General features: G+C 65.8%; 22 protein-coding genes. 4 read left to right on the top strand and 18 right to left on the bottom strand.

All coding sequences use genetic code 11. From position 1 onward, the window contains the following. The first annotated feature begins 4 nt into the window (after nt 1-4). Entirely contained in the window at nt 5-529 is a 525-nt protein-coding gene (locus tag QM615_RS10755) for a TetR/AcrR family transcriptional regulator (RefSeq protein WP_068051915.1), read from the top strand. Nucleotides 530-556: 27 nt separating this feature from the next. On the opposite strand, the gene ilvA is transcribed toward QM615_RS10755, so the two are convergent. Next, a complete protein-coding gene (gene ilvA / locus QM615_RS10750) occupies nt 557-1,912 on the bottom strand; it encodes a threonine ammonia-lyase IlvA (protein ID WP_094688484.1) in 1,356 nt (451 codons plus the stop codon). A 70-nt stretch (nt 1,913-1,982) separates the two neighbouring features. Next, nucleotides 1,983-2,417 carry a nitroreductase family deazaflavin-dependent oxidoreductase gene (locus tag QM615_RS10745; RefSeq protein ID WP_068051906.1) on the bottom strand — a complete coding sequence of 145 codons (435 nt, stop codon included), beginning with the start codon at nt 2,415-2,417 and terminating at the stop codon, nt 1,983-1,985. Nucleotides 2,418-2,574: 157 nt separating this feature from the next. On the opposite strand from QM615_RS10745, the gene QM615_RS10740 reads away from it, so the two are divergent. Then, on the top strand, nt 2,575-2,844 hold the full coding sequence (locus QM615_RS10740) for a hypothetical protein (protein WP_094640117.1): 270 nt from the start codon (nt 2,575-2,577) through the stop codon (nt 2,842-2,844). Here the strand turns inward: QM615_RS10740 and dnaE are convergent. The 4 genes from dnaE to lspA form a co-directional block, all read right to left on the bottom strand. Next, nucleotides 2,815-6,351 (bottom strand): DNA polymerase III subunit alpha, encoded by a 3,537-nt coding sequence (gene dnaE / locus QM615_RS10735; RefSeq protein ID WP_094688482.1) that lies wholly within the window; start codon nt 6,349-6,351, stop codon nt 2,815-2,817. The genes QM615_RS10740 and dnaE overlap by 30 nt on opposite strands. A 146-nt stretch (nt 6,352-6,497) precedes the next feature. Beyond that, nucleotides 6,498-7,154 carry a hypothetical protein gene (locus tag QM615_RS10730; RefSeq protein ID WP_149406346.1) on the bottom strand — a complete coding sequence of 219 codons (657 nt, stop codon included), beginning with the start codon at nt 7,152-7,154 and terminating at the stop codon, nt 6,498-6,500. Beyond that, a complete protein-coding gene (locus tag QM615_RS10725) occupies nt 7,154-8,080 on the bottom strand; it encodes an RluA family pseudouridine synthase (protein ID WP_094640119.1) in 927 nt (308 codons plus the stop codon). The genes QM615_RS10730 and QM615_RS10725 overlap by 1 nt, the downstream gene beginning before the upstream one ends. Then, on the bottom strand, nt 8,077-8,709 hold the full coding sequence (gene lspA, locus QM615_RS10720; protein ID WP_068051928.1) for a signal peptidase II: 633 nt from the start codon (nt 8,707-8,709) through the stop codon (nt 8,077-8,079). Before lspA ends, QM615_RS10725 begins: the two co-directional genes overlap by 4 nt. A gap of 89 nt (nt 8,710-8,798) precedes the next feature. Here lspA and QM615_RS10715 point away from each other — a divergent pair, with 89 nt between their 5' ends. Together QM615_RS10715 and QM615_RS10710 are read left to right on the top strand one after the other, a co-directional pair. Continuing rightward, entirely contained in the window at nt 8,799-9,776 is a 978-nt protein-coding gene (locus QM615_RS10715; protein ID WP_262498364.1) for a hypothetical protein, read from the top strand. Next, entirely contained in the window at nt 9,773-10,516 is a 744-nt protein-coding gene (locus QM615_RS10710) for a hypothetical protein (RefSeq protein ID WP_068051932.1), read from the top strand. The genes QM615_RS10715 and QM615_RS10710 overlap by 4 nt, the downstream gene beginning before the upstream one ends. Nucleotides 10,517-10,610: 94 nt before the next feature. On the opposite strand, the gene QM615_RS10705 is transcribed toward QM615_RS10710, so the two are convergent. From QM615_RS10705 to murC, 12 genes are all read right to left on the bottom strand, one after another. Then, a complete protein-coding gene (locus QM615_RS10705) occupies nt 10,611-11,096 on the bottom strand; it encodes a WKL family lipoprotein (RefSeq protein WP_176460298.1) in 486 nt (161 codons plus the stop codon). A 197-nt stretch (nt 11,097-11,293) separates the two neighbouring features. Further along, on the bottom strand, nt 11,294-12,652 hold the full coding sequence (locus tag QM615_RS10700) for a DNA polymerase IV (protein ID WP_068051935.1): 1,359 nt from the start codon (nt 12,650-12,652) through the stop codon (nt 11,294-11,296). Nucleotides 12,653-12,755: 103 nt separating this feature from the next. After that, nucleotides 12,756-15,893, bottom strand: coding sequence for an isoleucine--tRNA ligase (gene ileS / locus QM615_RS10695; RefSeq protein ID WP_149406117.1), 3,138 nt, complete (start codon nt 15,891-15,893; stop codon nt 12,756-12,758). 284 nt (nt 15,894-16,177) lie between these two features. After that, nucleotides 16,178-16,354 carry a hypothetical protein gene (locus tag QM615_RS10690; RefSeq protein WP_176460265.1) on the bottom strand — a complete coding sequence of 59 codons (177 nt, stop codon included), beginning with the start codon at nt 16,352-16,354 and terminating at the stop codon, nt 16,178-16,180. A gap of 79 nt (nt 16,355-16,433) precedes the next feature. Beyond that, entirely contained in the window at nt 16,434-17,285 is an 852-nt protein-coding gene (wag31, locus tag QM615_RS10685; RefSeq protein ID WP_094640120.1) for a DivIVA-like cell division protein Wag31, read from the bottom strand. 160 nt (nt 17,286-17,445) lie between these two features. Next, nucleotides 17,446-17,733, bottom strand: a complete 288-nt coding sequence (locus QM615_RS10680) for a YggT family protein (protein WP_068051947.1) — start codon at nt 17,731-17,733, stop codon at nt 17,446-17,448. Between the two features lie 82 nt (nt 17,734-17,815). Next, nucleotides 17,816-18,460, bottom strand: coding sequence for a cell division protein SepF (locus QM615_RS10675; protein ID WP_068051950.1), 645 nt, complete (start codon nt 18,458-18,460; stop codon nt 17,816-17,818). Nucleotides 18,461-18,543: 83 nt separating this feature from the next. Then, nucleotides 18,544-19,299 carry a YggS family pyridoxal phosphate-dependent enzyme gene (locus QM615_RS10670; RefSeq protein WP_068051992.1) on the bottom strand — a complete coding sequence of 252 codons (756 nt, stop codon included), beginning with the start codon at nt 19,297-19,299 and terminating at the stop codon, nt 18,544-18,546. Nucleotides 19,300-19,318: 19 nt separating this feature from the next. Further along, on the bottom strand, nt 19,319-20,086 hold the full coding sequence (gene pgeF / locus QM615_RS10665; RefSeq protein ID WP_068051953.1) for a peptidoglycan editing factor PgeF: 768 nt from the start codon (nt 20,084-20,086) through the stop codon (nt 19,319-19,321). Next, nucleotides 20,083-21,378 (bottom strand): cell division protein FtsZ, encoded by a 1,296-nt coding sequence (ftsZ, locus tag QM615_RS10660; protein WP_068051956.1) that lies wholly within the window; start codon nt 21,376-21,378, stop codon nt 20,083-20,085. The genes pgeF and ftsZ overlap by 4 nt, the downstream gene beginning before the upstream one ends. A gap of 171 nt (nt 21,379-21,549) precedes the next feature. Next, nucleotides 21,550-22,344 (bottom strand): cell division protein FtsQ/DivIB, encoded by a 795-nt coding sequence (locus QM615_RS10655; RefSeq protein WP_149406118.1) that lies wholly within the window; start codon nt 22,342-22,344, stop codon nt 21,550-21,552. Further along, on the bottom strand, nt 22,341-23,846 hold the full coding sequence (murC, locus tag QM615_RS10650) for a UDP-N-acetylmuramate--L-alanine ligase (protein ID WP_094669869.1): 1,506 nt from the start codon (nt 23,844-23,846) through the stop codon (nt 22,341-22,343). The genes QM615_RS10655 and murC overlap by 4 nt, the downstream gene beginning before the upstream one ends. Nucleotides 23,847-23,853 lie beyond the last annotated feature (7 nt).

The following is a 23,853-nucleotide window of genomic DNA, read 5'->3' as shown; positions in this document are numbered from 1 at the left end:
TTTCATGTCATCGGACACCCGCGACCGAATACTCGACGCACTCGAATCGATGCTGATCGAACACGGCATGACCAAGGTGACCCTCGACAGCGTCGCCGCCGCCGCAGGCGTTTCCAAGGGCGGCTTGCTCTATCACTTCAAGACCAAGGACGCCCTGGTTGCCGCCATGGTGAGGCGACTCGGTGCCCAGGCCGATCAGCAGCGCGCCGATGCTGCAGCAGGGGGCACCTCGGTGTCCGAGTGGTATCTGCAACCACCCGACTCCATCTCCGAGAAGGAGATCGCACTGTATCGATCGACCCTGGCCGCGTTACGGAGCGTCGACGGTAATTCCGGCGAGGTGCAGGACGCCGTCACGGAGATGATGCGGTTGTGGGACGAGGGGCTACGCGCCGAAATCGACGACCCCGTTCAGGCCGAGATCATCCGACTCGTCGGCGACGGCATCTACCTGGGCGCCCTCCTCGATCTCCCGGGCGTGGACCCCGAACTGCACCGACAGGTGGTCGATCGCCTCCTCGGCCGGTAACGCCGTAGGTAGGTGCGGTGGGCCGACTCAGGTCAGGTAGCGGTACACCGGAGAGCCCGGCTCCAGCTGCTCGACGTGCAGGTGCGAATTCCGCATACGTTCGAGCAGCGGGCTCAATCCGGTCGCCGACCCGAGTTCGACGCCCACCAGAGCCGCTCCGGTCTCGCGGTTGTTGCGCTTGACGTACTCGAACAACGTGATGTCGTCCTCGGGGCCGAGCACCTCGTCGAGGAATCGGCGCAGCGCCCCGGGTTCCTGCGGGAAATCGACCAGGAAGTAGTGCTTGAGCCCCAGGTGGACCAGAGAGCGCTCGAGAATTTCTCCGTAACGGGAGACGTCGTTGTTACCACCCGAGACCAGGCACACGACGGTACTGCCGGGGGCGATGTCGAGGTGCTCGAGCGCAGCCACCGCGAGTGCGCCCGCGGGCTCGGCGATGACGCCCTCGTTCTGATAGAGCGCCAGCATCGCCGTGCAGATCGCGCCCTCGTCGATCTGTGTGATCAGGAACGCGCCCGGGCCCGCACTTTCGAATACCGGCGCAGTGAGCAGCGGCAACGAGGCATGCGAGACCACACTCGCTCCCAGCGACCGCAGCGCGGCGTACGGCACGTCTCCGATCCGGCGGACGGCAGCTCCGTCGACGAACGGATCGATGTCGGCGAGTGTCACCGGACCACCGGCGATCAGTGCGGCGGTCATCGACGCGGCTCCGGACGGCTCGACGCCGACCAGTGAGGTCTGCGGTGCTCGCTCACGCAGGTAGCTCGAGATGCCCGCGATGCATCCGCCGCCGCCGACCGGCATCACGACGACATCCGGTGCGCCGCCGAGCTGGTCGACGATCTCGGCGGCGATGGTGCCCTGGCCGGCCACGGTTCGGGGGTCGTCGAACGGCGGCACCATCGTGGCACCGGTACGAGCGACATCCTCGGCAGCCGCGGCAGCCGCCGCGTCGAACGTGTCGCCGATGACGATGAGATCGACGAATTCCCCTCCGTGCACCCGGATGCGGTCACGCTTCTGCTTGGGGGTGTTGGCCGGGACGTAGATCCTCCCCCGCACCTGCATCGTGCGGCATGCGAATGCGACGCCCTGTGCGTGGTTCCCGGCGCTCGCCGTCACCACGCCCACGGCGCGCTCGGCATCCGTCAGCTGATCCATCAGGTTGTATGCGCCGCGAATCTTGTACGACCGCACGATCTGCAGGTCCTCGCGCTTGAGGTAGACCTTTGCGCCCGTCTCCGCAGACAGCCGCTCGCACAACTGCAGGGGTGTCGCGGCCACCACCGAAGAAATTCGCACCGCAGCGGCATCGATGTCGGCAGCGGTGACGGCTACCGACGATGAGTGCTGGGAGGCGAGTTCAGGGGATGAAGACACCAGGACATGCTGCCACCAGCGTGGAACGGTTGCCCATCCGGGACCGTTCCACGACCGGTGCAGACACTCCTCAGGCGCGCGAGAGAACCAGAACCGGTATCTCGCGGTCGGTCTTCTTCTGGTACTCGGCGTAGTCGGGGTACGCGGCAACCGAGCGTTCCCACCACACGGCCTTCTCGTCGCCGGTCACTTCACGTGCGATGTAGTCGTGCTTCTCGGGACCGTCCTGTAGCTCGACCAGTGGCTCGGCCTTGACGTTGTGGTACCAGACGGGGTGTTTCGGCGCGCCGCCGAGGGAGGCGACGATGGCGTACTCGCCGTCGTGTTCGACCCTCATCAACGGCGACTTGCGGAGCTTGCCGCTCTTGTTGCCCTTCGTGGTCAGCAGCACGACCGGCATACCGTTCATCATCGTGCCTTCGGTTCCGCCGGAGTTCTCGTAAAGCTCGGCCTGCTCGCGGGCCCAGTCGGATGAACTCGGTTCGTATTCTCCTGTCAATGGCATGGCTCTCAGTCAACACCCACCGACGTTGCGACGCCAGGAGATCGGCAACAATGCCAGGCCGGAGCCCAAGTTCGGTGGACCGAATCTTTTGTTGGGTATAGTCTGAACTTCCCGCAGCGGAGACCCGAATCTGCCGGTGGCACCAGAGGAGAACGCGATGACCTACACGAGCACCCAGGTGACCCGTCGACCCGCTCCTACCCTGCGCACCGCGGACGTGGCAGGCATCGCATGGCCGGTCTACAAGCTCGAAGCCCTCGCACTCGGACTTCTCGTGTTCGCCGCGACCCTCGTCATCGCCGGCTCGCTGCAGGCAGCCGTGCTGGCCGGCGCAGCGGTCGCCGTAGTCGCCTGGTGGACGCTGCGGCTGACCGAGTTGGGTTCGACCGGGCCGGCCTCAGCCCGTCAGGCAGCCCGGCCCCAGTAGCGCCTTCAGGTCGCCCATCAACGCCGAGGTCGGCGTCACCCTCAGGCTGTCGTCCAGCTTCATCGTGGTGATCTTGTCGCCGCTGACCAACCGCAGATGGACGTCCGAGGTCCCTGGGTGACTGATCAACACCCGCTTGAGCGCGCCGACCTTGTCGGCGGTGCACAGTCGCGTCGGTAGACTCACCGCGAGCGGCTTGTCGATACCGATGGCCGAAAGATCCGGCACCGCAAGGTCGTTCGCGATCAAGGAAACTCGGTCGTCACGCACCGAAACCCGACCCTTGACCAGCACCACCGAGTCCTCGGTGACATCGGCACCGAACACCGAGTACGCCTGTGGGAAGAACAGCACCTCGATACCACCGGCCAGATCCTCGAGCTGAGCCGACGCCCACGTCAGACCGTTCTTGTTGATCCGACGGTTCACCGAGGCCAGAATGCCGCCCACAGTCACCTGGGTGCCGTCCTTGATGTCACCCTCGAGGATGGTCGGGATGTTGCAGTCGGACTTCGCCGCCAACATGTGCTCGACGCCCAGGAGCGGGTGGCCCGAGACGTAGAGACCGAGCATCTCGCGCTCGAGGGCGAGCCGATGCTTGGATTCCCACTCCTCGTCCGGCACTCGGACGTTGAACACCGCGGAGATGGACTCGTCGGCATCCTCGCCGCCGAACAGATCGAACTGACCTATCGCCTCGGCCTTCTTGGTGCCCATCACCGCGTCGATCGCGTCGGCATGGATGAGCATCAGACCTTTGCGCGGATGGTCGAGCGAGTCGAAAGCACCTGCCTTGATGAGGGATTCGGTGACCTTCTTGCTGCAGGCAATTGCGTCGATCTTGCCGAGGTAGTCGGAGAAGTCGGTGTACTTCGACTTCTCCGATCGCGCCCTGATGATCGACGCGACCACATTGGTACCGACGTTGCGGACAGCGCCGAGACCGAACCGGATGTCCTTGCCCACCGACGCGAAGTTGAGTTCGGACTCGTTGACGTCCGGCGGCAACACCGTGATTCCGAGCTTGCGGCAATCGGCCAGATAGATCGCAGCCTTGTCCTTGTCGTCGCCGACACTGGTGAGCAGGCCGGCCATGTACTCGGCCGGGTAGTTGGCCTTGAGGTACGCCGTCCAGTACGACACCAGGCCGTAGCCCGCGGAGTGAGACTTGTTGAACGCGTAGCCCGCGAAGGGCAGCACGGTGTCCCACAGCGCCTTGATGGCCGCCTCGGAGAAGTCGTTGTCCAACATGCCCTGCCGGAACCCGGCGTACGCCTTCTCGAGCTCGGAGAGCTTCTTCTTACCCATGGCACGACGCAGCAGGTCGGCTTGGCCCAGGGTGTAGCCGGCCACCTTCTGCGCGAGCTGCATGATCTGCTCCTGGTAGACCACCAGGCCGTACGTCTCACCGAGAATCACCTTGAGCGGCTCTTCGAGCTCCGGGTGAATCGGCTTGACCTCTTGCCTACCGTTCTTTCGGTCGGCGTAATCGTTGTGCGAGTTCATGCCCATCGGACCGGGCCGGTACAGCGCCAGGACGGCGACGATGTCCTCGAAACCGGTGGGCTGCATGCGTCGGAGCAGATCGCGCATGGCACTGCCGTCGAGCTGGAAGACGCCGAGAGTGTCTCCGCGAGAGAGCAAGTCGAAGGTCGCCGGGTCGTCGAGCGGGAGAGCGTCGAGGTCGATGTCGATGCCGCGGTTGGCCTTGATGTTGTCGATGGCGTCACCGATGACGGTGAGGTTTCGCAGGCCCAGGAAGTCCATCTTGAGCAGGCCGATGGCCTCGCACGACGGGTAGTCCCAGCCGGTGATGATCGCGCCGTCCTGCGCGCGCTTCCACACCGGAATGGCGTCGGTCAGCGGCTCCGAGGACATGATCACCGCGCAGGCGTGCACGCCTGCGTTGCGAATCAGGCCCTCGAGTCCCTTGGCCGTCTTGTAGATGGTCGCGACATCGGGGTTGGAGTCGATCAGCGCTCGAACCTCGACGGCTTCCTTGTAGCGCTCGTGCGACGGATCGGTGATGCCCGCCACCGAGATGTCCTTGGCCATGATGGGCGGCGGCAGCGCCTTGGTGATCTGATCGGCGATCCCGAAACCGGGCTGGCCGAACTGCACTCGGGCCGAGTCCTTGATCGCGGCCTTGGTCTTGATGGTGCCGAACGTGATCACCTGGGCGACGCGATCGCTACCCCACTTCTCGGTGGCGTAGCGGACCATCTCACCGCGGCGGCGATCGTCGAAGTCGATATCGATATCGGGCATCGACACACGCTCGGGGTTGAGGAATCGCTCGAAGAGCAGACCGTGCGGCAGTGGGTCGATGTTGGTGATGCCCATGGCGTAGGCGACCAACGATCCGGCGGCGGAACCTCGGCCCGGCCCGACGCGGATGCCGACGGCTTTGGCGTGGTTGATCAGGTCGCCGACCACGAGGAAGTAGGCCGGAAAGCCCATCTCGAGGATGACCTTGATCTCGTACTCGGCGCGCGCCAGGTAGTCCTCGGCGGGGCCGTCGGGGAACCGTCGCTCGAGTCCGGTCATGACCTCGTGGCGCAACCAGGTGCCCTGGGTGTGGCCCTCGGGCACGGGGAAGATCGGCATGCGGTCGCGGTGCGCCCACACCTCGTCGTACGGCTGCACTCGCTCAGCGATGAGCAGGGTGCTGTCGCAGGCACCGGGCACCTGATCGTCCCAGAGCTCGCGCATCTCGGCGGCGGACTTGAGGTAGTAGCCGTCACCGTCGAACTTGAAGCGAGTGGGATCGCTGAGCGTCTTACCGGTCTGGATGCACAGCAGCGCCTCGTGGTTCTCGGCGGCATCCTTGGTGACGTAGTGGCAGTCGTTGGTGGCCAGCGGCGGAATCGAGAGCTTCTTGCCGATGTCGAGCAGGCCTTCGCGGACACGCCGCTCGATGGACAGGCCGTGATCCATCAGTTCGAGGAAGAAGTTCTCCGGACCCCAGATCTCGCGCCATTTGGCAGCGGCCTCCAGCGCCTCACGATCCTGGCCGAGTCGCAACCGAGTCTGCACCTCACCCGACGGGCAGCCGGTGGTGGCGATGATGCCCTCGGCGTGCTGGGCGATGATCTCCTCGTCCATCCGGGCCCACTTGCCCAGCTGACCCTCGATGGAGGCGAGCGAGGACAGCTTGAACAGGTTGCGGACTCCGGTCGCGTTCTCGGCGACCATCGTCATGTGCGTGTACGCACCGCTACCGGAGACGTCGTCGGACTTCTGGCTGCGGTCGCCCCACAGCACACGCTTCTTGTTGAATCGGGACTCGGGCGCGATGTAGGCCTCGATGCCGATGATCGGCTTGATCCCGGCCTTCTTTGCCTCGTTGTAGAACTCGCTGGCCCCGTACATGTTGCCGTGGTCGGTCATGCCGACTGCCGTCATCTCCAACCGTGCTGCCTCGGCGAACATCGCGCCGATCTTGGCGGCACCGTCGAGCATCGAATATTCGGTGTGGTTGTGCAGATGAACGAACGAATCGGCCACGAAGGTTCTCTCCTGAAGGTCGTGCGTCGGCGTGAATACGAGCCGCGAACGTACTCACTGTAAGCGGTCGAACCGACAGAATTTTCACGCTGCCGGTGTGTCCTGGGAGGACGTGACAGGTGTGACGGATGCGACGAGAAATCGCCTCATCGGGTCGGCACGGGACCGTCGTCCGGGAGCGGACCGACGACGTCGACGTGCTCCGGCAGGAGCGGCTCGACTGCGAACTTGCCGGACACCGCATCCGACGGAAGCGCCTGCACCGCTCGCACATCGGCGCGGCCGGCCAGCTCGCTCAACTCGGCTGGGGTCGCGCGCACCACCAACGTCACCACACACGCACACCCGTCGAGCAGACGTTGCTGCGAGACTGCGGCGATCTGCGCCTGCCGGTCTCCCGCCCCGAACGATTCGGTCGCCAGGCTCGCTGCCCGCGCGGTCGAATTCAGTACCGAGCGTTCGCTGCCCGGCACGCCGACGGTCAGGATCGGGGTTTGCACACGATCGAGCGGAACACGCACGAGCACCTGCGAGATACGAATCCCGTCGGCGACGGCATAGGCCTGTTGGGCGGTGAGTTCGCGATCGAACGACACCGATCCCCACCGAGGTTCGGTGTTGTCGCTGCGCAGGCTCGCCTCGGCGCGGGCCAGGTAGTCGACCACCTGCTCGCCGCTGTCCGGGCCGAGCCGGTCGGTGCCCACGCCCAGCTGTCGTACCGGGTTGAGGTGCCCGATCACCGCGAGCGCCACGAACACGAGTGCCGCGGCAACGACACCGCCCAGCACTCCCCTGGTGCGCATCACGCCTTCCGAAGCACCTCGAGTGCGTGCTCGAGGTCGGCCGGATACTTGCTCTCGATCTCCACCCAGCGGCCGTCGGACGGATGCGCGAAGCCGAGCGACCGCGCATGCAGCCACTGCCGCTCCAGGCCCAACCGTTCGGCCAGCCGCGGATCGGCACCGTAGGTCAGATCGCCGCAGCACGGATGACGCAGAGCCGAGAAGTGCACCCGAATCTGGTGCGTGCGACCGGTTTCCAAGTGCACGTCCAGCAGGCTCGCGGCCTGGAACGCCTCGACCGTGTCGTAGTGGGTGACGCTGGGCTTGCCGTCGGCACGGACGGCGAACTTCCAGTCGTTGCTGCCGTGTCGACCGATCGGGGCATCGATCGTTCCACTGCTCGGATCCGGATGCCCCTGCACCAGTGCGTGGTAGCGCTTGTCGATCGTGCGCGCCTTGAACGCCCGCTTGAGCACGGTGTACGCCCGCTCGGACGTGGCGACCACCATGACCCCGGACGTGCCGACGTCGAGGCGGTGCACGATGCCCTGACGCTCGTGCGCACCGGAGGTCGAAATTCGGAAACCGGCGGCCGCGAGACCGCCGATGACGGTGGGTCCGGTCCAGCCGACGCTGGCATGCGCGGCGACCCCGACGGGCTTGTCCACGGCCACGATGTCGTCGTCGGCGTAGAGGATGTCCATCCCCTCGACCGGCTCCGCCTCGATCGTCAACTCACGGGCCGGCTCGGGCAGCGTCACTTCGAGCCACGACCCAGCGGCCAGCCGGTCGGACTTGCCGACGGCACCGGCATCGACCAGAACCGAGCCCTCCTCGGCCAGCGCCGCGGCGACGGTACGCGAGAGCCCGAGCAACCGAGCGAGACCGGCGTCCACCCTCATTCCGTCCAGACCGTCGGGCACCGGCATCGAGCGCGATTCCCTCACTTGTCGGCCTCGGCTGCGGCATCGGAGTTCGCCTTGGTCACCCGTTCACCGTTCGGCTCGAACCCGAACAGGCTCAGGACGACGAGGAGGATCGCACCACAGACGATGGACGAATCGGCAACGTTGAACACCGGCCACCAGCCCACCGACACGAAGTCGACGACGTGTCCCTGGAACGGACCCGGGGCACGGAAGAATCGGTCGATCAGGTTGCCGAGCGCGCCGCCGAGAACCAGACCCAATCCCAGTGCCCACCACGGCGATCGCAGCGTCCGACCGATCTTGATCACTCCGATGACGACCGCGACTGCCACGACCGTGAGCAACCAGGTCATGCCGGTGGCCATCGAGAACGCCGCACCGGGATTACGCACCAGCCGCAACGTCACGACGTCTCCGACGATCGAAATCGGGTTGCCGGGCTTGACGTAGTGCACCACCACGATCTTGGTCACGAGGTCGAACAGCAGAATCACGGCCGCGATCGCGACCAGCAACCGCGTCTTGAGCGGCTTCGGAACTCGACTCGCGGCGCTGTCGGTATCGGTCACCTGCGAGTCCGCGGTCTCGTTCGGTGCCGGAACACTACTCGTCTCGGCTGGCGGATCGTCGGCGCGGTCTTCACTCACCTGTCCATCATGGCGTATGGACGGCGGCGGGTCCTCATCCGTGCCGCGCACCACCGGTCGCCACGGGCGGTGTCAGTAGCCTGGTGGCCGTGAAGTCGACCGATCGTTTCCGCACCGTCCGCTCCAGCACCGTCCGCTCCGGTTTCCTCGCTGCCTGCTGTGCACTGGTTCTCGTCGCCGGATGTTCGAGCGCCGACACCGACACCGATCCCGCTCCCGAGCAGGCGGCGTCCTCGAACGAGGTGACGATCGCCGTGACGCCGACGACCACCACCGTGGTCGACCCCGGCACCGAGCCGCGACGCGTACTGGCCTTCGAAACCTCCGACGCGAACGAGCAGAACGTGGACCTCACCACCACCTCCACCGTCTCGCAGCAGATCAGCGACGGGGCTCCACAGGACTTCTCCAGCCCCGAACTGACCGTGCCCCTGTCCGCATCGACGTCCGATACCGTCCCGGACGACGACGCCTCGACCGGCGCTACCCGGTCCGTCGAGCTGACCATCGGAGCTGCGACGTCGCCCGACGAGGGCCTGACCGACGCACTCTCCGCATCCGAGGGCTCGTCGGCACGGCTGGCGACCACCGACTCGGGAGCGATCACCGCACTGCACATCACCCCCGCCGACGCCGCGCTCGACACCGCCCGCGCGGCGATCGAACGCTCGTTGAACGCCGCGGTGTACCGCTCCGTCGACTTCCCCGAAGCAGAGGTGGGAGTGGGCGCGACATGGACCGTCGATCAACAGGTACTGAGCGGCATCACGTTGAACCAGCGCACCACGGTCACGCTGCGCGCACTCGACGGTGACCGAGCGACCCTGGACGTCGCGATCACCCAGACGCCCGAATCGACCACCTGGAACCTGCCCGACGACGCAGGGACGCTCAATATCGAGACGTACACGTTCACCGGCTCGGGAACGCTCGAGATCGATCTGACCCGACCACTTCCCGTCGGCGGATCGATCACCGCAGGTGGCGAGCAGATGTACACCGACCCCGAAAGCACAACCGTGCTGCGTCAGACCGTCGGAGATTCGATCACCTGGGCCGCCCGATGACCGGGCGGACCGCGACGCAGCTGCTGGCGGCGCTGTCTGTCCTCGGCGTCGCCGCGTCCGGGTGCAGCGCAGACGAGCCGGCCCCGACCCCTGCACCCGCGCCCAGCTCCGTCCCCGCACCCGATCCCTTGCTCGGTGCCCCCATCACCGACTCCGGCGTCCTCGCCGCAGCGATGTTGGGTCTCGGCGACCTCCCGGACGGCTTCTCCTCGATTCCCGACCCCGTTCAGGATCTCGGTCTCGATCCGGCTCCCGAGTACGACTCCCCCGACGAGTCCGGTACCGATCCTGCCGAGTGCGCTGCGGTACTGGCACCGATCTCGGAGCAGCGGGGCGGTGCGGCGTCGAACGCAGTCGTCCGCTTCTCGGGACCGAACTTCTCCTCGATCGACGAGGACGCGGCGAGTTACCCCGATACGGGCACGGCCGAGGCCTTCACGGCGATCCAGCAGGCGTGGGTGGGGTGCACGACGTTCAGCGGCACGGATGCGGACGGGGTGAGCGTCGACTACGCGTTGGCGGGCCGGGAGCAGTCGACGGTCGGTGACGCGTCGGCCTCGGTACGCCTGACCACCAGCAGTGAAGGGTTCACCTTGGTCTCCGATGTGGTGGTGGCCGTGGTCGACTCGACCGTCGTCCAGATCGTCGTCTCGGATCAGGCCGGCCTGGAACCGGAGACCGTCACCGCTGTCGCCGAGGCTGCCGTCGAACGCATTCGATCGGTGACACCGAGCATGTGAATCGAGCCGGGCCCACGAAAAACTGCCGGTGACACGTCCCCGAGGGGACATGTCACCGGCAGTGTTCTTGTCGGTCAGAGACGATCGGCAGGACTCAGGGTGCGGGGCACGCCGGGCTGGTCAGCTGCGCGAGCGAGACGATGCCGCACGCGTTGTCCTTGGAGAGCTTCCAGACGCCGTCCTCGGGGACGAACTGGAAGGTGCCGGGGTTGGCCTGGCCGTTGAGCGTGATCGTGATGCCCGCGTTGAGGACGCCGGTGCCGAGATCGTCGATGCTGGTGATCTCGATCTGCGCGTTGTTGGCGACGGCAGCGGCGGCGACCTGGTTGATCAGTTCGGGATCCTCGGATGCACCCTGGATCAGGGCGGCCTTCTCCTCGACCGGAACGTTGGGGTCGAGCCCGCGTACGAGCTGAGCGTTGAGGTCCTCCACGGTCGGCACCGGCGGGTACGCACCGGCGTCGGGAGCGGCAGCGGCAGAAGTTGTGACCGCCGTCGTCGTCGCGGTGGGCTCTTCGTCGCCTCCGGAGCTGCAGGCGGTCATGGTGAGCGCTCCGGCGATGGCGATGCCGGCAACCATTGCCCGTCGGGTGTTGCGAAGCTTCAAGTGCTTGTCCTTTTCACTCTGAGTCACGTCTCGATCGTTCTGTGACTCGTCGGTCGTCTGGAATGGGGTCGTCTCGGACCTGGTCCACTATGTCAGCTCGACACGCCCGAGTCACAACGCGATCGGCATACCTGTGAAACCTCACAGAGTTTCCTCAGCGACGCCACAGCTCACTTCAGGCTGTCGAGAACGTCGGCAACGACCAGGTTGTCGTCCGATTCGGCGAAGGTGCGCGCGATTCCCGGCCCGCTGGTTCGCGTCTCGAATCGCACGGTCACCACCGAGTGACCGGCCCCCTGCACCCAGCCGTGACCGAAGTCGGGATGCCGGACGTCCATGCCCGGTTGCCACCGCGGACCGTCCGGGACGACGACATCCGCGGCGGCCTCGATCGGTGCGGGCGACTCCTCGGTCGCATCCGCGGCAGGCTCGTACTCCAGCTCGGGAAACAGCGAACCCTGTCGCACGGCCGACAGCCCGGCCAGCCCGACGCCGACGAGCCTGATCGGACCGACGTCGACCGGATCGACGGCAAGTCGCTGTGCCGTGGCCACGATGGTCTGCTTGTCCACCGTCGCGTACGGCAACGTTGCCGATCGGGTGATGATGCTCATGTCGGACTTGCGCAGTTTCAGTACCACCGTCCTGGCACCCCGACCGTCCTTCAGCAACCGGCGATGCGTCGAATCGACGATGGACTCGATGGCCGGGCGGAGCTGAGCGAGAGAGATCAGGTCCTGTGCGAACGTCGTCTCGGCGCTGACCTGTTTGGCCTCGGCCCGCTCGGCCACGACGCGATTGTCGATTCCGCGTGCGAGCTGATGCAGGCTCGGCCCCATCGTGGCCCCGAGAATCGACGCCACCTCGGACTCCGGGGTGGCCACGAACTTGCCGATGGTGTCGATCCCCAAGCGTCGCAAGCGCTCTCCGGCCACCGGTCCGATCCCCCACAATTTCCGAACCGGCAGAGCCGCCATCAACTCGGCCTGGATTCCCGGAGCGACGACGGTGATGCCGTCGGGTTTGGCCAGTCCCGACGCGATCTTGGCAATCTGTTTTCCGGATCCGGCACCGATCGAGGCGACCAGTCCGGTCTCGGCGAGTATCAGTGCGCGCAGGCCCGCGCAGAACTGCTCGACCTCGTGAACCGTCGCACCGGCGAGTTCGAGCGGCTCACCGAACGCCTCGTCGATCGAGAGTTGTTCGAGAACGGGCATGGGTCCGCGTAGTGCCTCGAAAGCGCGTCGGCTGAGCTCGGAGTAGAGAACGAACCGCGGTGGCAACACCACGGCCCCGGCTCCGACGAGTCGGCGAGCCTGATGCATCGGCATGGCCGAACGCGCCCCGAAGGCACGCGCCTGGTAGCTGCAACCGGCCACCACTCCCCGCCCACCCGCCCCGCCGACGAGGACCGGGCGGCCCCGCAACGTGGGGCGAGTGAGCTGTTCGGCGGATGCGAAGAACGCGTCCATGTCCAGGTGCAGCACCCATCGGCGACTCCGCAGAGTGTCGTCGGCGATGTTCGACATGGTCAGCCGAGATCGACGGTGAAGCCGAGCGTCTGCGCCGCACGGTCGGGTGTCGTACCCGACCACTGCTCGGTGGGCACGACGACCGATCCGTCGACGTCGATCATGACGACTTGGTGATCGCTGCCCGCACTCCCTCACCGAGATCGCTGCCGTCGTCCCCGACGCGTCCGTCGACGAGCGAGAGTGCGAGCACCTCACCGGCGATGAGATCGCGGTGCGTGTCGAGCCACGCCTGCCGATGTTCGGGGACCTCGATGACGATGTCGATGCGGTCCGAGACCTCGAAGCCGTGATTGCGACGCGCGTCCTGCAGTTCGCGGATGCGGTCCTTGGCCCAGCCCTCGGCTTCGAGCTCCTCGGTGACGGCGGAATCGAGCACGACCAGTCCGGCGTTTCCGGGCAACGGCGCCGTCGATTCGGGCTCGGCGGCAACGAGCCTGCGAGTGAATTCCTCCGGCAGCAGCGCAATTCCTGCTGCGCTCACCACACCGTCCGCGTCCTCGGACCAATCGCCTGCCTTCACGGCCTTGATGACGGTCTGGACGTCCTTGCCGATCCGCGGGCCCGCAGCACGCGCGTTGACGACGAGCTCGAACTTTCCGTGTACCGCAACGTCTTCGGTCAGATCGACCTTCTTGACGTTGACCTCGTCGGCGATGATGTCGACGAACGGACGCAGCCGCTCCGCATCGGCGGCCGCGACGGTCACCTCGGGCAGCGGCAACCGCACGCGCAGGTTCTGTGCCTTGCGCAGACCCAGAACGGTCGAGCACACGGTGCGGACCTCGTCCATGCTCTCGACGAGTTCGGGATCCGACGGCAGTTCGTCGGCCTCGGGCCAGTCGGTCAGGTGCACCGAGCGGCCACCGGTCAAGCCCCGCCACACCACTTCGCTGATCAGGGGCAGCAGCGGGGCGGCGATGCGCGTGAGCACCTCGAGCACGGTGTGCAGGGTGTCGATCGCGTCGGCGTCCTCGCTCCAGAACCGCGAACGCGACCGTCGCACATACCAATTGGTCAACGCATCGCAGAACGTGCGCAGCTCGTCGCAGGCACCGGCGATGTCGTTGCCCTCGAGCGCATCGGTGATCGCGTCGCGGGTGGCCGACAGCTTGGCCAGAACGTAACGATCGAGCACGTGCGGCGAACCGGTTCGCCACTGCCCGGGCTTCGAGGCGTAGAGCTGAAGGAAGCTCCACGCATTCCAGATCGGCAGTAACGCCTGGCGGACGCCCTCGCGGATGCCCTGCTCGGTGACGATGAGGTTGCCGCCGCGCAGGATCGGTGAGGACATCAGGAACCACCGCATGGCGTCGGAGCCGTCGCGGTCGAAGACCTCCTTGACGTCCGGGTAGTTGCCCTTGGACTTGCTCATCTTCAGGCCGTCGTCACCGAGCACGATGCCGTGTGCAGCAACAGTTTTGAACGCCGGTCGATCGAAGAGGGCCGTGGCCAGCACATGCAACGTGTAGAACCAGCCGCGTGTCTGCCCGTTGTACTCGACGATGAAATCGCCCGGGTTGTGCGTGGAGAACCACTCCTCGTTCTCGAACGGGAAGTGCACCTGCGCATACGGCATCGAGCCGGACTCGAACCAGCAGTCCAACACCTCGGGAACGCGGCGCATCGTGGACTCACCCGTCGGGTCGTCCGGGTTGGGACGCGTCAGATCGTCGATGTAGGGCCGGTGCAGATCGGTCGGCCGCACACCGAAGTCACGCTCGAGCTCGTCCAGGCTGCCGTACACATCCAGCCGTGGGTACGCCGGGTCGTCGGAAGTCCACGCCGGAATCGGACTGCCCCAGTACCGGTTTCGGCTGATGTTCCAGTCGCGTGCACCTTCGAGCCACTTGCCGAACTGGCCGTCCTTGATGTGCTCGGGAACCCAGGTGATCTCCTGGTTCAGCTCGACCATCCGATCACGGAACTTGGTGACTGCGACGAACCACGACGGCACCGCCATGTAGATCAGTGGCTGACCACTGCGCCAGCTGTGTGGGTACGAGTGCTCGATGGTCTCGTGCCGCAGCAACCGACCCGACGCCTTGAGGTCCTTGATGATCACCGGATTGGCGTCGAACACCATCAGGCCCTCGTACGGCGGCACCAGCGAGGTGAACTTGCCGCCTGCGTCGAGCGGTTGCACCACCTCGATGCCGTTCGCGGTGGCGACGTCCATGTCCTCCTCGCCGAAAGCCGGTGCGAGGTGGACGATTCCGGTGCCCGAATCGGTGGTGACGTAGTCGGCTTGCAGCACGCGGTGCGAGTTCTCGTGGCCGAGGAAGAAATCGTACGGCGGTGCGTAAGCAAGTCCGACCAACTCGGTACCGGTGTGCTCCGAGAGCACCTCCGGCTCCTCCCCCAGTTCCTTCGCGTAGTGCGAAAGACGCGCAGCGGCAAGCACGTAACGCTCACCGTCGGTGCCTCGCACCTGCACGTACTGCACCTCGGGATGCACCGCGATCGCCAGGTTCGACGGCAGGGTCCACGGCGTGGTGGTCCAGATCAACGCGTTCGCGCCGTCCAGGGGCGAGCCGGGAGCCGTCAACGGCATCGTGACGGTGACCGCGGGATCCTGACGCATCTTGTACGCGTCGTCGAGGCGGGTCTCCTGATTGGACAGGGGCGTCTGCTCGTACCAGCTGTACGGCAGAACTCGGTAGCCCTGGTAGATCAGGCCCTTGTCGTGCAGCGTCTTGAACGCCCACATGACGGACTCCATGAAGTCGACGTCGAGGGTCTTGTAGTCGTTGTCGAAGTCGACCCACCTCGCCTGCCGAGTGACGTAGTCCCGCCACTCGTCGGTGTACTGGAGTACCGACTGCTTGCAGTAGGCGTTGAACTTCGCCAGACCCATCTCGTCGATCTCGGACTTGTCCTTGATACCGAGCTGCTTCTCCGCTTCCAACTCTGCGGGCAGACCGTGGCAGTCCCAGCCGAAGCGGCGCTCGACCTTCTTGCCCCGCATCGTCTGGAATCGCGGGACGAGGTCCTTGACGTAGCCGGTGAGGAGGTGGCCGTAGTGCGGCAGACCGTTCGCGAAGGGAGGGCCGTCGTAGAAGACGAATTCCTCGGCACCCGCTCGATTGTCGATGCTGGCTCGGAAGGTGCCGTCCTCGGCCCACTCGTGCAGCACGATGCGTTCGAGATCGGGGAACGGGACACTGCCCGATCGGCCCTCGGCCAGATCGACCAGCGGGTAGGACGCATTCTTCGGACGTGCGCTCGCATCTGCCATATCTGTCTCCTCCGTGCCGGACGCGTACTGGACGCGACACCTGTTGGCACGGGGACGACATTCGACGATCGGGACGTCGGATACCGCGGTACCACCCCGCTTGCTCGGCTCCGACGACACTGTCGCCGGAGCAAGCCTCTCCACGTGAGCTGTGACGGGCTCACCCGTTCGGTTCTACTGGACGTCGATTCGAGGTGGTTGCCCATCGAACCGAGTCGTTCTTCCGAAAGCTCCCCGGTGATAGCCGGATCGACGCCTGAAACAACTGGGGAAATCAGCACATATTACTTGTCGGGTTCCGGCGGTGGTCGTTTGCCCGTCAGTGCACCGACAAGTAGCAGAACTGCTCCCACGATACACACGACGATGCAGGCCCACGCCCACACGACCGACCCCGTCATCAACGCAAGAATTAGAAAGCCGAAGCCGATAGCCGCTGCGCCGAGAGTCAGGACCAGCACGTGATTCCTCGCTCACCGTTCGACGCGACGTCAGGGTGCGATGCTGCCGTGTTCGGCAGCATCGACACGAACTCCTGCGTCAGTTGCCCTTGGCGTACGACTGGCTGTACCCCGACGACTGGCTGTCCTGGTTGAAGTTGTCCTGCCCGTTGTCCACCGGCAGCGCCGAGGAACGGTTCTCGAGCTCTTCGAGCTGCGATTCCAGGTAGGACTTGAGCCGCACGCGGTACTCGCGCTCGAACGTCTTGAGCTGCTCGATGCGACCTTCGAGGACCGAACGCTGCTGGTTGATCGTCGCCATGATCTCGGTGTGCTTGCGCTCGGCATCGGCCTGCAGTGCGTCGGCCTTCTCCTTGGCCTGACGCAGCTGGGTCTCGGAGCGCGTCTGTGCGTCGGACAGCAGCGACTCGGACTTCTGCCGAGCCTCGGACATCATCGACTCCGAACGCGTGCGGGCATCCGAGACCAAACGCTCGGCGTTGGTGCGCGCGTTGCCGAGCAGCTGCTCGGACTCCGACTTGGCATCACCGGTGAGACGATCGGCCATCTCCTGAGCGAGGCCCAGAATCTTGGCGGCCTGCATGTTGGAGTCGCCGCTCTGCTGCGGGGCCGCCGCAACGGGTGCGACCGGAGCGGGCTGGGCCGCGACGGGCGGTGGCTTGGGGGGATCCACCGGGCGCTGTGGCTCGGCCTTCGGTGCCGCGACCTGAGCCGCCTGCGGGCTCTGCCGCGAAGCGTTCTTGGCGTCCGCAAGCTCCTGGTCGAGCTCACCGACCCGCTGGCGGAGGTCGGCGTTCTCTTCGATCAGTCGCGACAACTCTTGCTCGACGAGGTCGAGAAAAGCGTCGACCTCGTCTTCGTTGTAACCACGCTTACCGATGGGCGGCTTGCTGAACGCGACATTGTGCACATCAGCTGGAGTCAGCGGCATGGAAGGATCCCTTCACGCGTCTTGGGGCGGTAGAGCAAGCATTCAGTTATATGCCATTCCGCGCGAGTGCAGAACAATCAAACTGTAACTGGCGTCCATTCTGTCACACAGGACACGCAGCATGCGCTGGGTCCCGCGTTCTAACATTTCGTCTGCGATCTCAGGCCGCGAGACCGCTGGTCACATTCCACGCGATGAAGACGACGAACAGCAGGACCATGATGGACAGGTCCAGTCGCACTCCGCCGAGGTTGAGCGGCGGAATTATCCTGCGGAGGAACTTCACCGGCGGGTCGGTGACCGTGAAGATCGCCTCGAGCACGATGACGACCAACCCGGTCGGTTGCCAATCTCTCGCGAAAGTTCTGATGAACTCGACGATGATTCGACCGATGAGAAGGAGCCAAAAAAGAAACAATACGATGTTGATCACCGTGAACACGATCACGGCTATACTCTGCCTGAATTCGACGGGCTGAGCAAAGCGCGCTGGTCACAGCCCTGCACTACCGCCCCGAACAGCGAATCTCTCACTGCTGACTGTAGAAGCCGGTCTCGGCGATCCGCCTGCGCTCCTGCGGCGAGACGTCGACGTCGGCCGGCGAGAGCAGGAATACCTTGGTCGCCACCTTGTCGAAGGAACCGCGCAGCGCGAAGGCGAGCCCGGCCGCGAAATCGACCAGGCGCTTGGCGTCGGCGTTGCTCATCTCGACCAGGTCCATGATGACCGGAGTGCCGTCGCGGAAACGCTCACCGATGGTGCGCGCCTCGCTGTAGTCACGCGGTCGCAGCGTGGTGATCTTCGAGAGCGGGCCGCCGTCGTCCGCGATAGGGCTGCGTCGCGTCTCCGCACGCACGTCCATCCGAGTGTCCATGGCCAACGCTCCCCTGGTTGCTGCACCTCGCGTGGTCGGTGCCGCGCCACGTCCTCGTCCGCCGATCGGGGCCAGCGTCGCCGGACGCGGGGCCTCGTAGTCGTCGTAGTCGTCCTCGACCTGCGCGTGCCGAGATCCACCGAACGACGGCTTCACGAATTCACGCTCATCCATGTCGTCGTAGGTGTCACGACCACCACGGGAACTGCGTCGCGTGTCCGGATCGTCGAGGTAGTCGTCCTCGTAGTCGGCGAGCGGAACCATGCCGAAGTACGCCTTGAACTTGTGCAGGGTGCTCATCGTTCTGCCTTCCGTGGCGGTGTGTCTACTGTCCATCTCCAGGTTCGCAAGTGTCTGTTGTGACTGATGTGATCCATGGACTGTTATTGCGAGGTTATCGGCCGCGCGCCGAGTATTGCGGTACCGACACGCACGCACGTCGATCCGTGCCGCACAGCAGCTTCCAGGTCTCCGGTCATGCCTGCGGACAGCTCGAGCGCTTCGGGATGATCGGCCGTCAGCCGACGGTGCAGGCTCTCGAGATCGGCGAATGCGGCGTCCGGATCGGCACCGAGCGGTGGCACCGCCATCAACCCCGCCAAACGCAACCCGGACGCGTTCGACACCGCGTCGGCAAGCTCGTGGAGTTCGTCGCGTTCGACGCCGCCGCGGTGCACATCCCCGTCGAGACTGACCTGAACGATCACGTCGAGTTCGGTCCGACGCACACCCTCGTCCAATGCCGCCGTCGTCGCCTTGGACAGTGCGGCCACCAACCGCGCACTGTCGACGGAATGAATGGCGTGCGCCCACGCGGCAACCGACTTCGCCTTGTTTCGCTGCAGGTGTCCGATCATGTGCCAGCGAGGCGGATCGCCGACGAAATCTTCGGCCGTCTCGGCGACCTTGGGCGACGCGTCCTGCTCTCGGGACTCGCCGAAGTCGCGGCACCCCAGTTCGTAGAGAACCCGCACGTCCGAGGCGGGGAAGAACTTGGTCACCGGCAGCAGAGCCACGTCGGCGGGCGACCGGCCCGCATCGACACAGGCGCGGTGCAACCGCTCGCGCACCGACGTCAACGCCGTCTCGATCTCCTGCGCCCGGTCGGTGCCCGACGCGCTGCCGGTGGGTTCGCTCATGACAACCTCTTCTGCCGGTTCACCGGTCTGCCGTTTCGGCCCGATCACCTGGGGATGTGCTGTCCATCCAGACGACACTGGCGATTCGGCCGGTCGATCCTTCACGACGGTGACTGAACAAGGCCCGGTCCTCGATGGTGCACCGCGGATCCTGAGCGACACCGGACACTCCCGCGGCGAGCAGCTGAGCGCGGATACCGGCGGGAATGTCCAGCCCCGGCGTGTTGCGGACCGTGGTCGTCGCGCTGCCGGGGAGATGCTTGTCGACGTCCGCTCGCATGGAGGCGGGCACCTCGTACTGTCGGCCGCTCGCCGCCGGACCGAGAAATGCGCCGATCCGCGCCGGAACCGCCCCGAGCTCGACCATGGCGGCCAACACCCGGGGAACGATGCCGATGCGGGCACCGACCCGTCCTGCATGCACCGCTGCGATCACGCCTGCCTCCTCGTCGGAGAGCAGGACCGGCACGCAATCGGCAGTCAACACCACCAGACCGAGATCACGTTGCGTCGTCACCAACGCATCGGTCATCGGCACCGGCTCGGACACCGGACCGTCCACCACGGTGACGGTGCGTCCGTGGACCTGCTCCATGAACACGAGCCGTTCGAGTCCCATACCCAGTCGATCGCCGAGGCGTCGACGGTTGGCTTCCACCGAAGCGGGGTCGTCACCTACGTGATCGCCCAGATTGAACGTGTCGAACGGCGGTGCCGAGACGCCGCCCGCCCGCGTCGTCGAGACGCGTCGGACACGAAACGGACCGGCGGAAGCGGTGTCACTCACCGCCGCATGAAGGACGGCACATCGACTTCGTCTTCGCCCTCGTCCTCGGCGATCGGAACGCGACGGCCGGAACCGACGGACTCGCGGCCCTGTCCGGACGAGTCCCGGCCCTGGCCGGACGAGTCGCGACCGTAACCCGCTGCGGATTCGCGGCTCGACGATTCGCGGTTGGACGAGCTCGACGAGTTCAGCGGCGGCAGACTGCTACCACTCGGTGCGCCGACCGGGTCGCGGAACACAGCACCGTCGGAACTGTCGGTCGATTTGGAGGACACCTCGCCCGAGCGAGCCGATCCGATGGGGCCGCGGGTGGAGGTGGCAGCTTCGACCGGACGCCGCGTCGGGGTTCCGCCGTCGAAGCCTGCGGCGATGACGGTCACGCGGACCTCGTCGCCGAGCGAGTCGTCGATGACGGTGCCGAAGATGATGTTGGCGTCGATGTGTGCGGCTTCCTGCACCAGCGAGGCGGCCTCGTTGATCTCGAACAGACCGAGATCGGATCCACCGGCGATGGAGAGCAGCACTCCGCGTGCACCTTCCATCGAGGCTTCGAGCAGCGGCGAGTTGATCGCCGATTCGGCCGCCTTGATCGCGCGACCCTCACCGCGTGAGGATCCGATACCCATCAGTGCACTGCCTGCGCCGGACATGACGCCCTTGACGTCGGCGAAGTCGACATTGATCAGTCCGGGAGTGGTGATCAGGTCGGTGATGCCCTGGACACCGTTGAGCAGTACTTCGTCGGCGCTGCGGAACGCGTCCATGAGGCTGACGGCCGCGTCGCCGAGCTGGAGCAGTCGGTCGTTCGGGATGACGATGAGCGTGTCGCAGGACTCGCGGAGCTGCTGGATGCCGGTGTCGGCCTGTCCACCGCGCCGCTTGCCCTCGAAAGAGAACGGCCGGGTGACGACACCGACGGTCAGTGCGCCGAGCTTGCGAGCGATGTTGGCGACGACAGGAGCGCCACCGGTACCGGTGCCGCCGCCCTCGCCTGCGGTGACGAACACCATGTCGGCACCCTTGAGCACCTCTTCGATCTCGTCCTTGTGATCGTCTGCTGCGCGGCGGCCGACCTCGGGATCGGCACCTGCGCCGAGTCCGCGGGTCAGTTCGCGGCCGACGTCGAGCTTGACGTCTGCGTCACTCATCAGCAAGGCCTGAGCGTCGGTGTTGACCGCGATGAACTCGACTCCCTTGAGTCCCTGTTCGATCATGCGGTTGACCGCGTTCACGCCGCCGCCGCCGATGCCGACGACCTTGATTACGGCGAGGTAGTTGTGCGGGGGCGTCATGGGCTCTCGCCTTCCGTGGATTGTTGCCTGAAATGTGGAAAACCCTCAACCTAAACCACAGGCTTAGAGTTATGTCAAGTACTGAACTGGTCGAAACGCTATTCATCGCCGACGACTATCGCCATTAGGCGCGCCGACGCCACGCGAGAAATTCCGGTCCGCGCGTCGAAACTATTTGGTGGTGGGCAGATCCGGACTCGACACGTCGAAGATCTGACCGGGTTGGGACAGCAATGCGATCGCGACCGCGCCCTTGCGCTCGGAGTCGTCCTTGCTGCCCCACACGACGGTGCGCCCGTCGAGCAGCAGAATCGAGATGTCGGACAGCGTGCTCGCCCGCAGCTCGGCGGCCTGATCGCGCAGCAGCGGTGGCAACGTATCGAGAACCGCCAGTGCATCTTTCGTCACCGGATCACCGAACACCGGATTGTCGGTCACCAGACGTACTACCCCTGGCGGTGGCGGCGCGATCGCGAAATCGACGCCGGTGGAGTCCAGGAGATGGGTGCCGTCCGGAGAATCGAAGAACGCCACCGGAACTCGCTCCTCGACCGTCACCTGCACGGTGGACGGATACTGGCGTTGCACGCGGACCGTCGCCAGCGCCGGGATCGTCGCCACCCGCTGCGCAGCGGCCGCTGTGTCGACCCGAACCAGCGGAAGGCCGACGGGTACGTCCAGCCGATCGAGGATCTCCTGCTCGGACACCGACGATGCCCCCGCGACCGCGATGGTGCGAACGGACAACAGCGGCGTGAAGTACACCAGCGCAGCCGATCCCACCACGACGACCACCACGGCGAGCGCAATCAGCGCGGCTTTGCGACGCGACCGCTTCACTCGGGCGCGCTCTTCTTCCCGTGCCTGAGCACGAGCTTGCTTGTCGGTGACCGCGGACGGCGAATCACCCTCTCGTGCAGCTGTTCCCGACCTCGAAGAACGGACTCGATCGGAGCGGCGGGTCACGTCGACGGCCGATCCTTCGGTACTCCGCGGCCGGTCGCAGCACCGAAATCGGTCTTCGAGCGAAGCGCATCGAGAATCGGCCCGCCGAGCATCGTCACGTCGCCGGCTCCCATGGTGATGACGACATCGCCGGGCACACTCAGGTGGGCGACCTGCTTGGCCACCAACGACAGATCCGGCTGATAGTTCACCGGCTTGGTCACCGAAGCGGCAACCAGCGCCCCCGTCACACCGGGCAACGGCTCCTCGCGCGCGCCGTAGACGTCGAGCACGACGATCTCGTCGGCCAACGACAACGCGGCACCGAACTCCTCGGCGAACGTCGCGGTCCGCGAGTACAGGTGCGGCTGGAACACCACCACCACCCGTCCCTGCTCGCCACCCGAACGATCCTGGCCTGCTACGAGGGCCTGCGCGGCAGTCAGCACCGCACGCACCTCGGTCGGGTGGTGCGCGTAGTCGTCGAACACGCGGACGCCGTGCTCACGCCCGGTGAACTGAAAGCGTCGATGCACGCCGCCGAAACCGGTGAGTCCGGCCAGCAATTCCTCGACACCGGCACCGACCTGGCGCGCCGCGACGAACGCCGCCAGCGCGTTGAGTGCAGTGTGCCGGCCGGGGACGCCGAGCCGTACGGTGCGCGCCGCGTCCTCACCTGCGATCTGCAACTGCGCGACGCCACCGATGTCCTCGGGCTCCCACGCCAGCAACCGAACGGCCATGTCGACCGGCCCGGCGTCGACGTCCGAGGACCCGTATCCCAGCACTTTCACTCCGGGAAGGTTCCGCTCGACCACGCGTCGAGCCAGCGCCGCCGAACCCGGGTCGTCCATGCAGGCCACGAGCACACCGCCGGGACCGAGGAGCGCAGCGAAGTCGTCGAACACCTGAACGTAGGCGTCGGTGGTGCCGAAGTAGTCCAGATGATCGGCTTCGATGTTGGTCACGATGATGACGTTGGCCGTGTACTGCAGCAGCGAGCCGTCGCTCTCGTCCGCCTCGGCCACGAACACGTCGCCGCTGCCGTGATGGGCGTTGGTCCCGGCTTCGTTGAGCTCTCCTCCGACGGCGAACGACGGATCGAACCCGCAGTGCTGCAGGGCGACGACCAGCATCGAGGTCGTGGACGTCTTTCCGTGCGTACCCGAGACCAACAGCGTGCGGTATCCCTGCATGAGAGAAGACAGCACGGCCGGTCGCAGCACCACCGGGATTCCACGTTCGCGGGCTTCGACGAGTTCGGGATTGGTCTGAGGAATCGCGGCGTGGGTCGTCACCACCACGGTGGGTCCGCCGTCGATCATGTCCAGGGCGCTGGCGTCGTGACCGATGCGGACCTGGGCGCCGCGTGCGCGCAGTGCGAGCACGCCGCGCGATTCCTTGGCATCCGAACCCGACACCTGTCCCCCGCGAGCGAGCAGGATCCGCGCGATGCCGGACATTCCGGCACCACCGATGCCCACCATGTGTACTCGTTCGAGCTCTGCCGGCAGATCCGACATCGCACCC

This window comes from Rhodococcus sp. IEGM 1341 (genome assembly GCF_030056895.1).
Classification (GTDB): Bacteria; Actinomycetota; Actinomycetes; order Mycobacteriales; family Mycobacteriaceae; genus Rhodococcoides.
The sequence above is the reverse complement of the archived record's forward strand: the minus strand, read 5'-3'. Positions and strand labels throughout refer to the sequence as shown.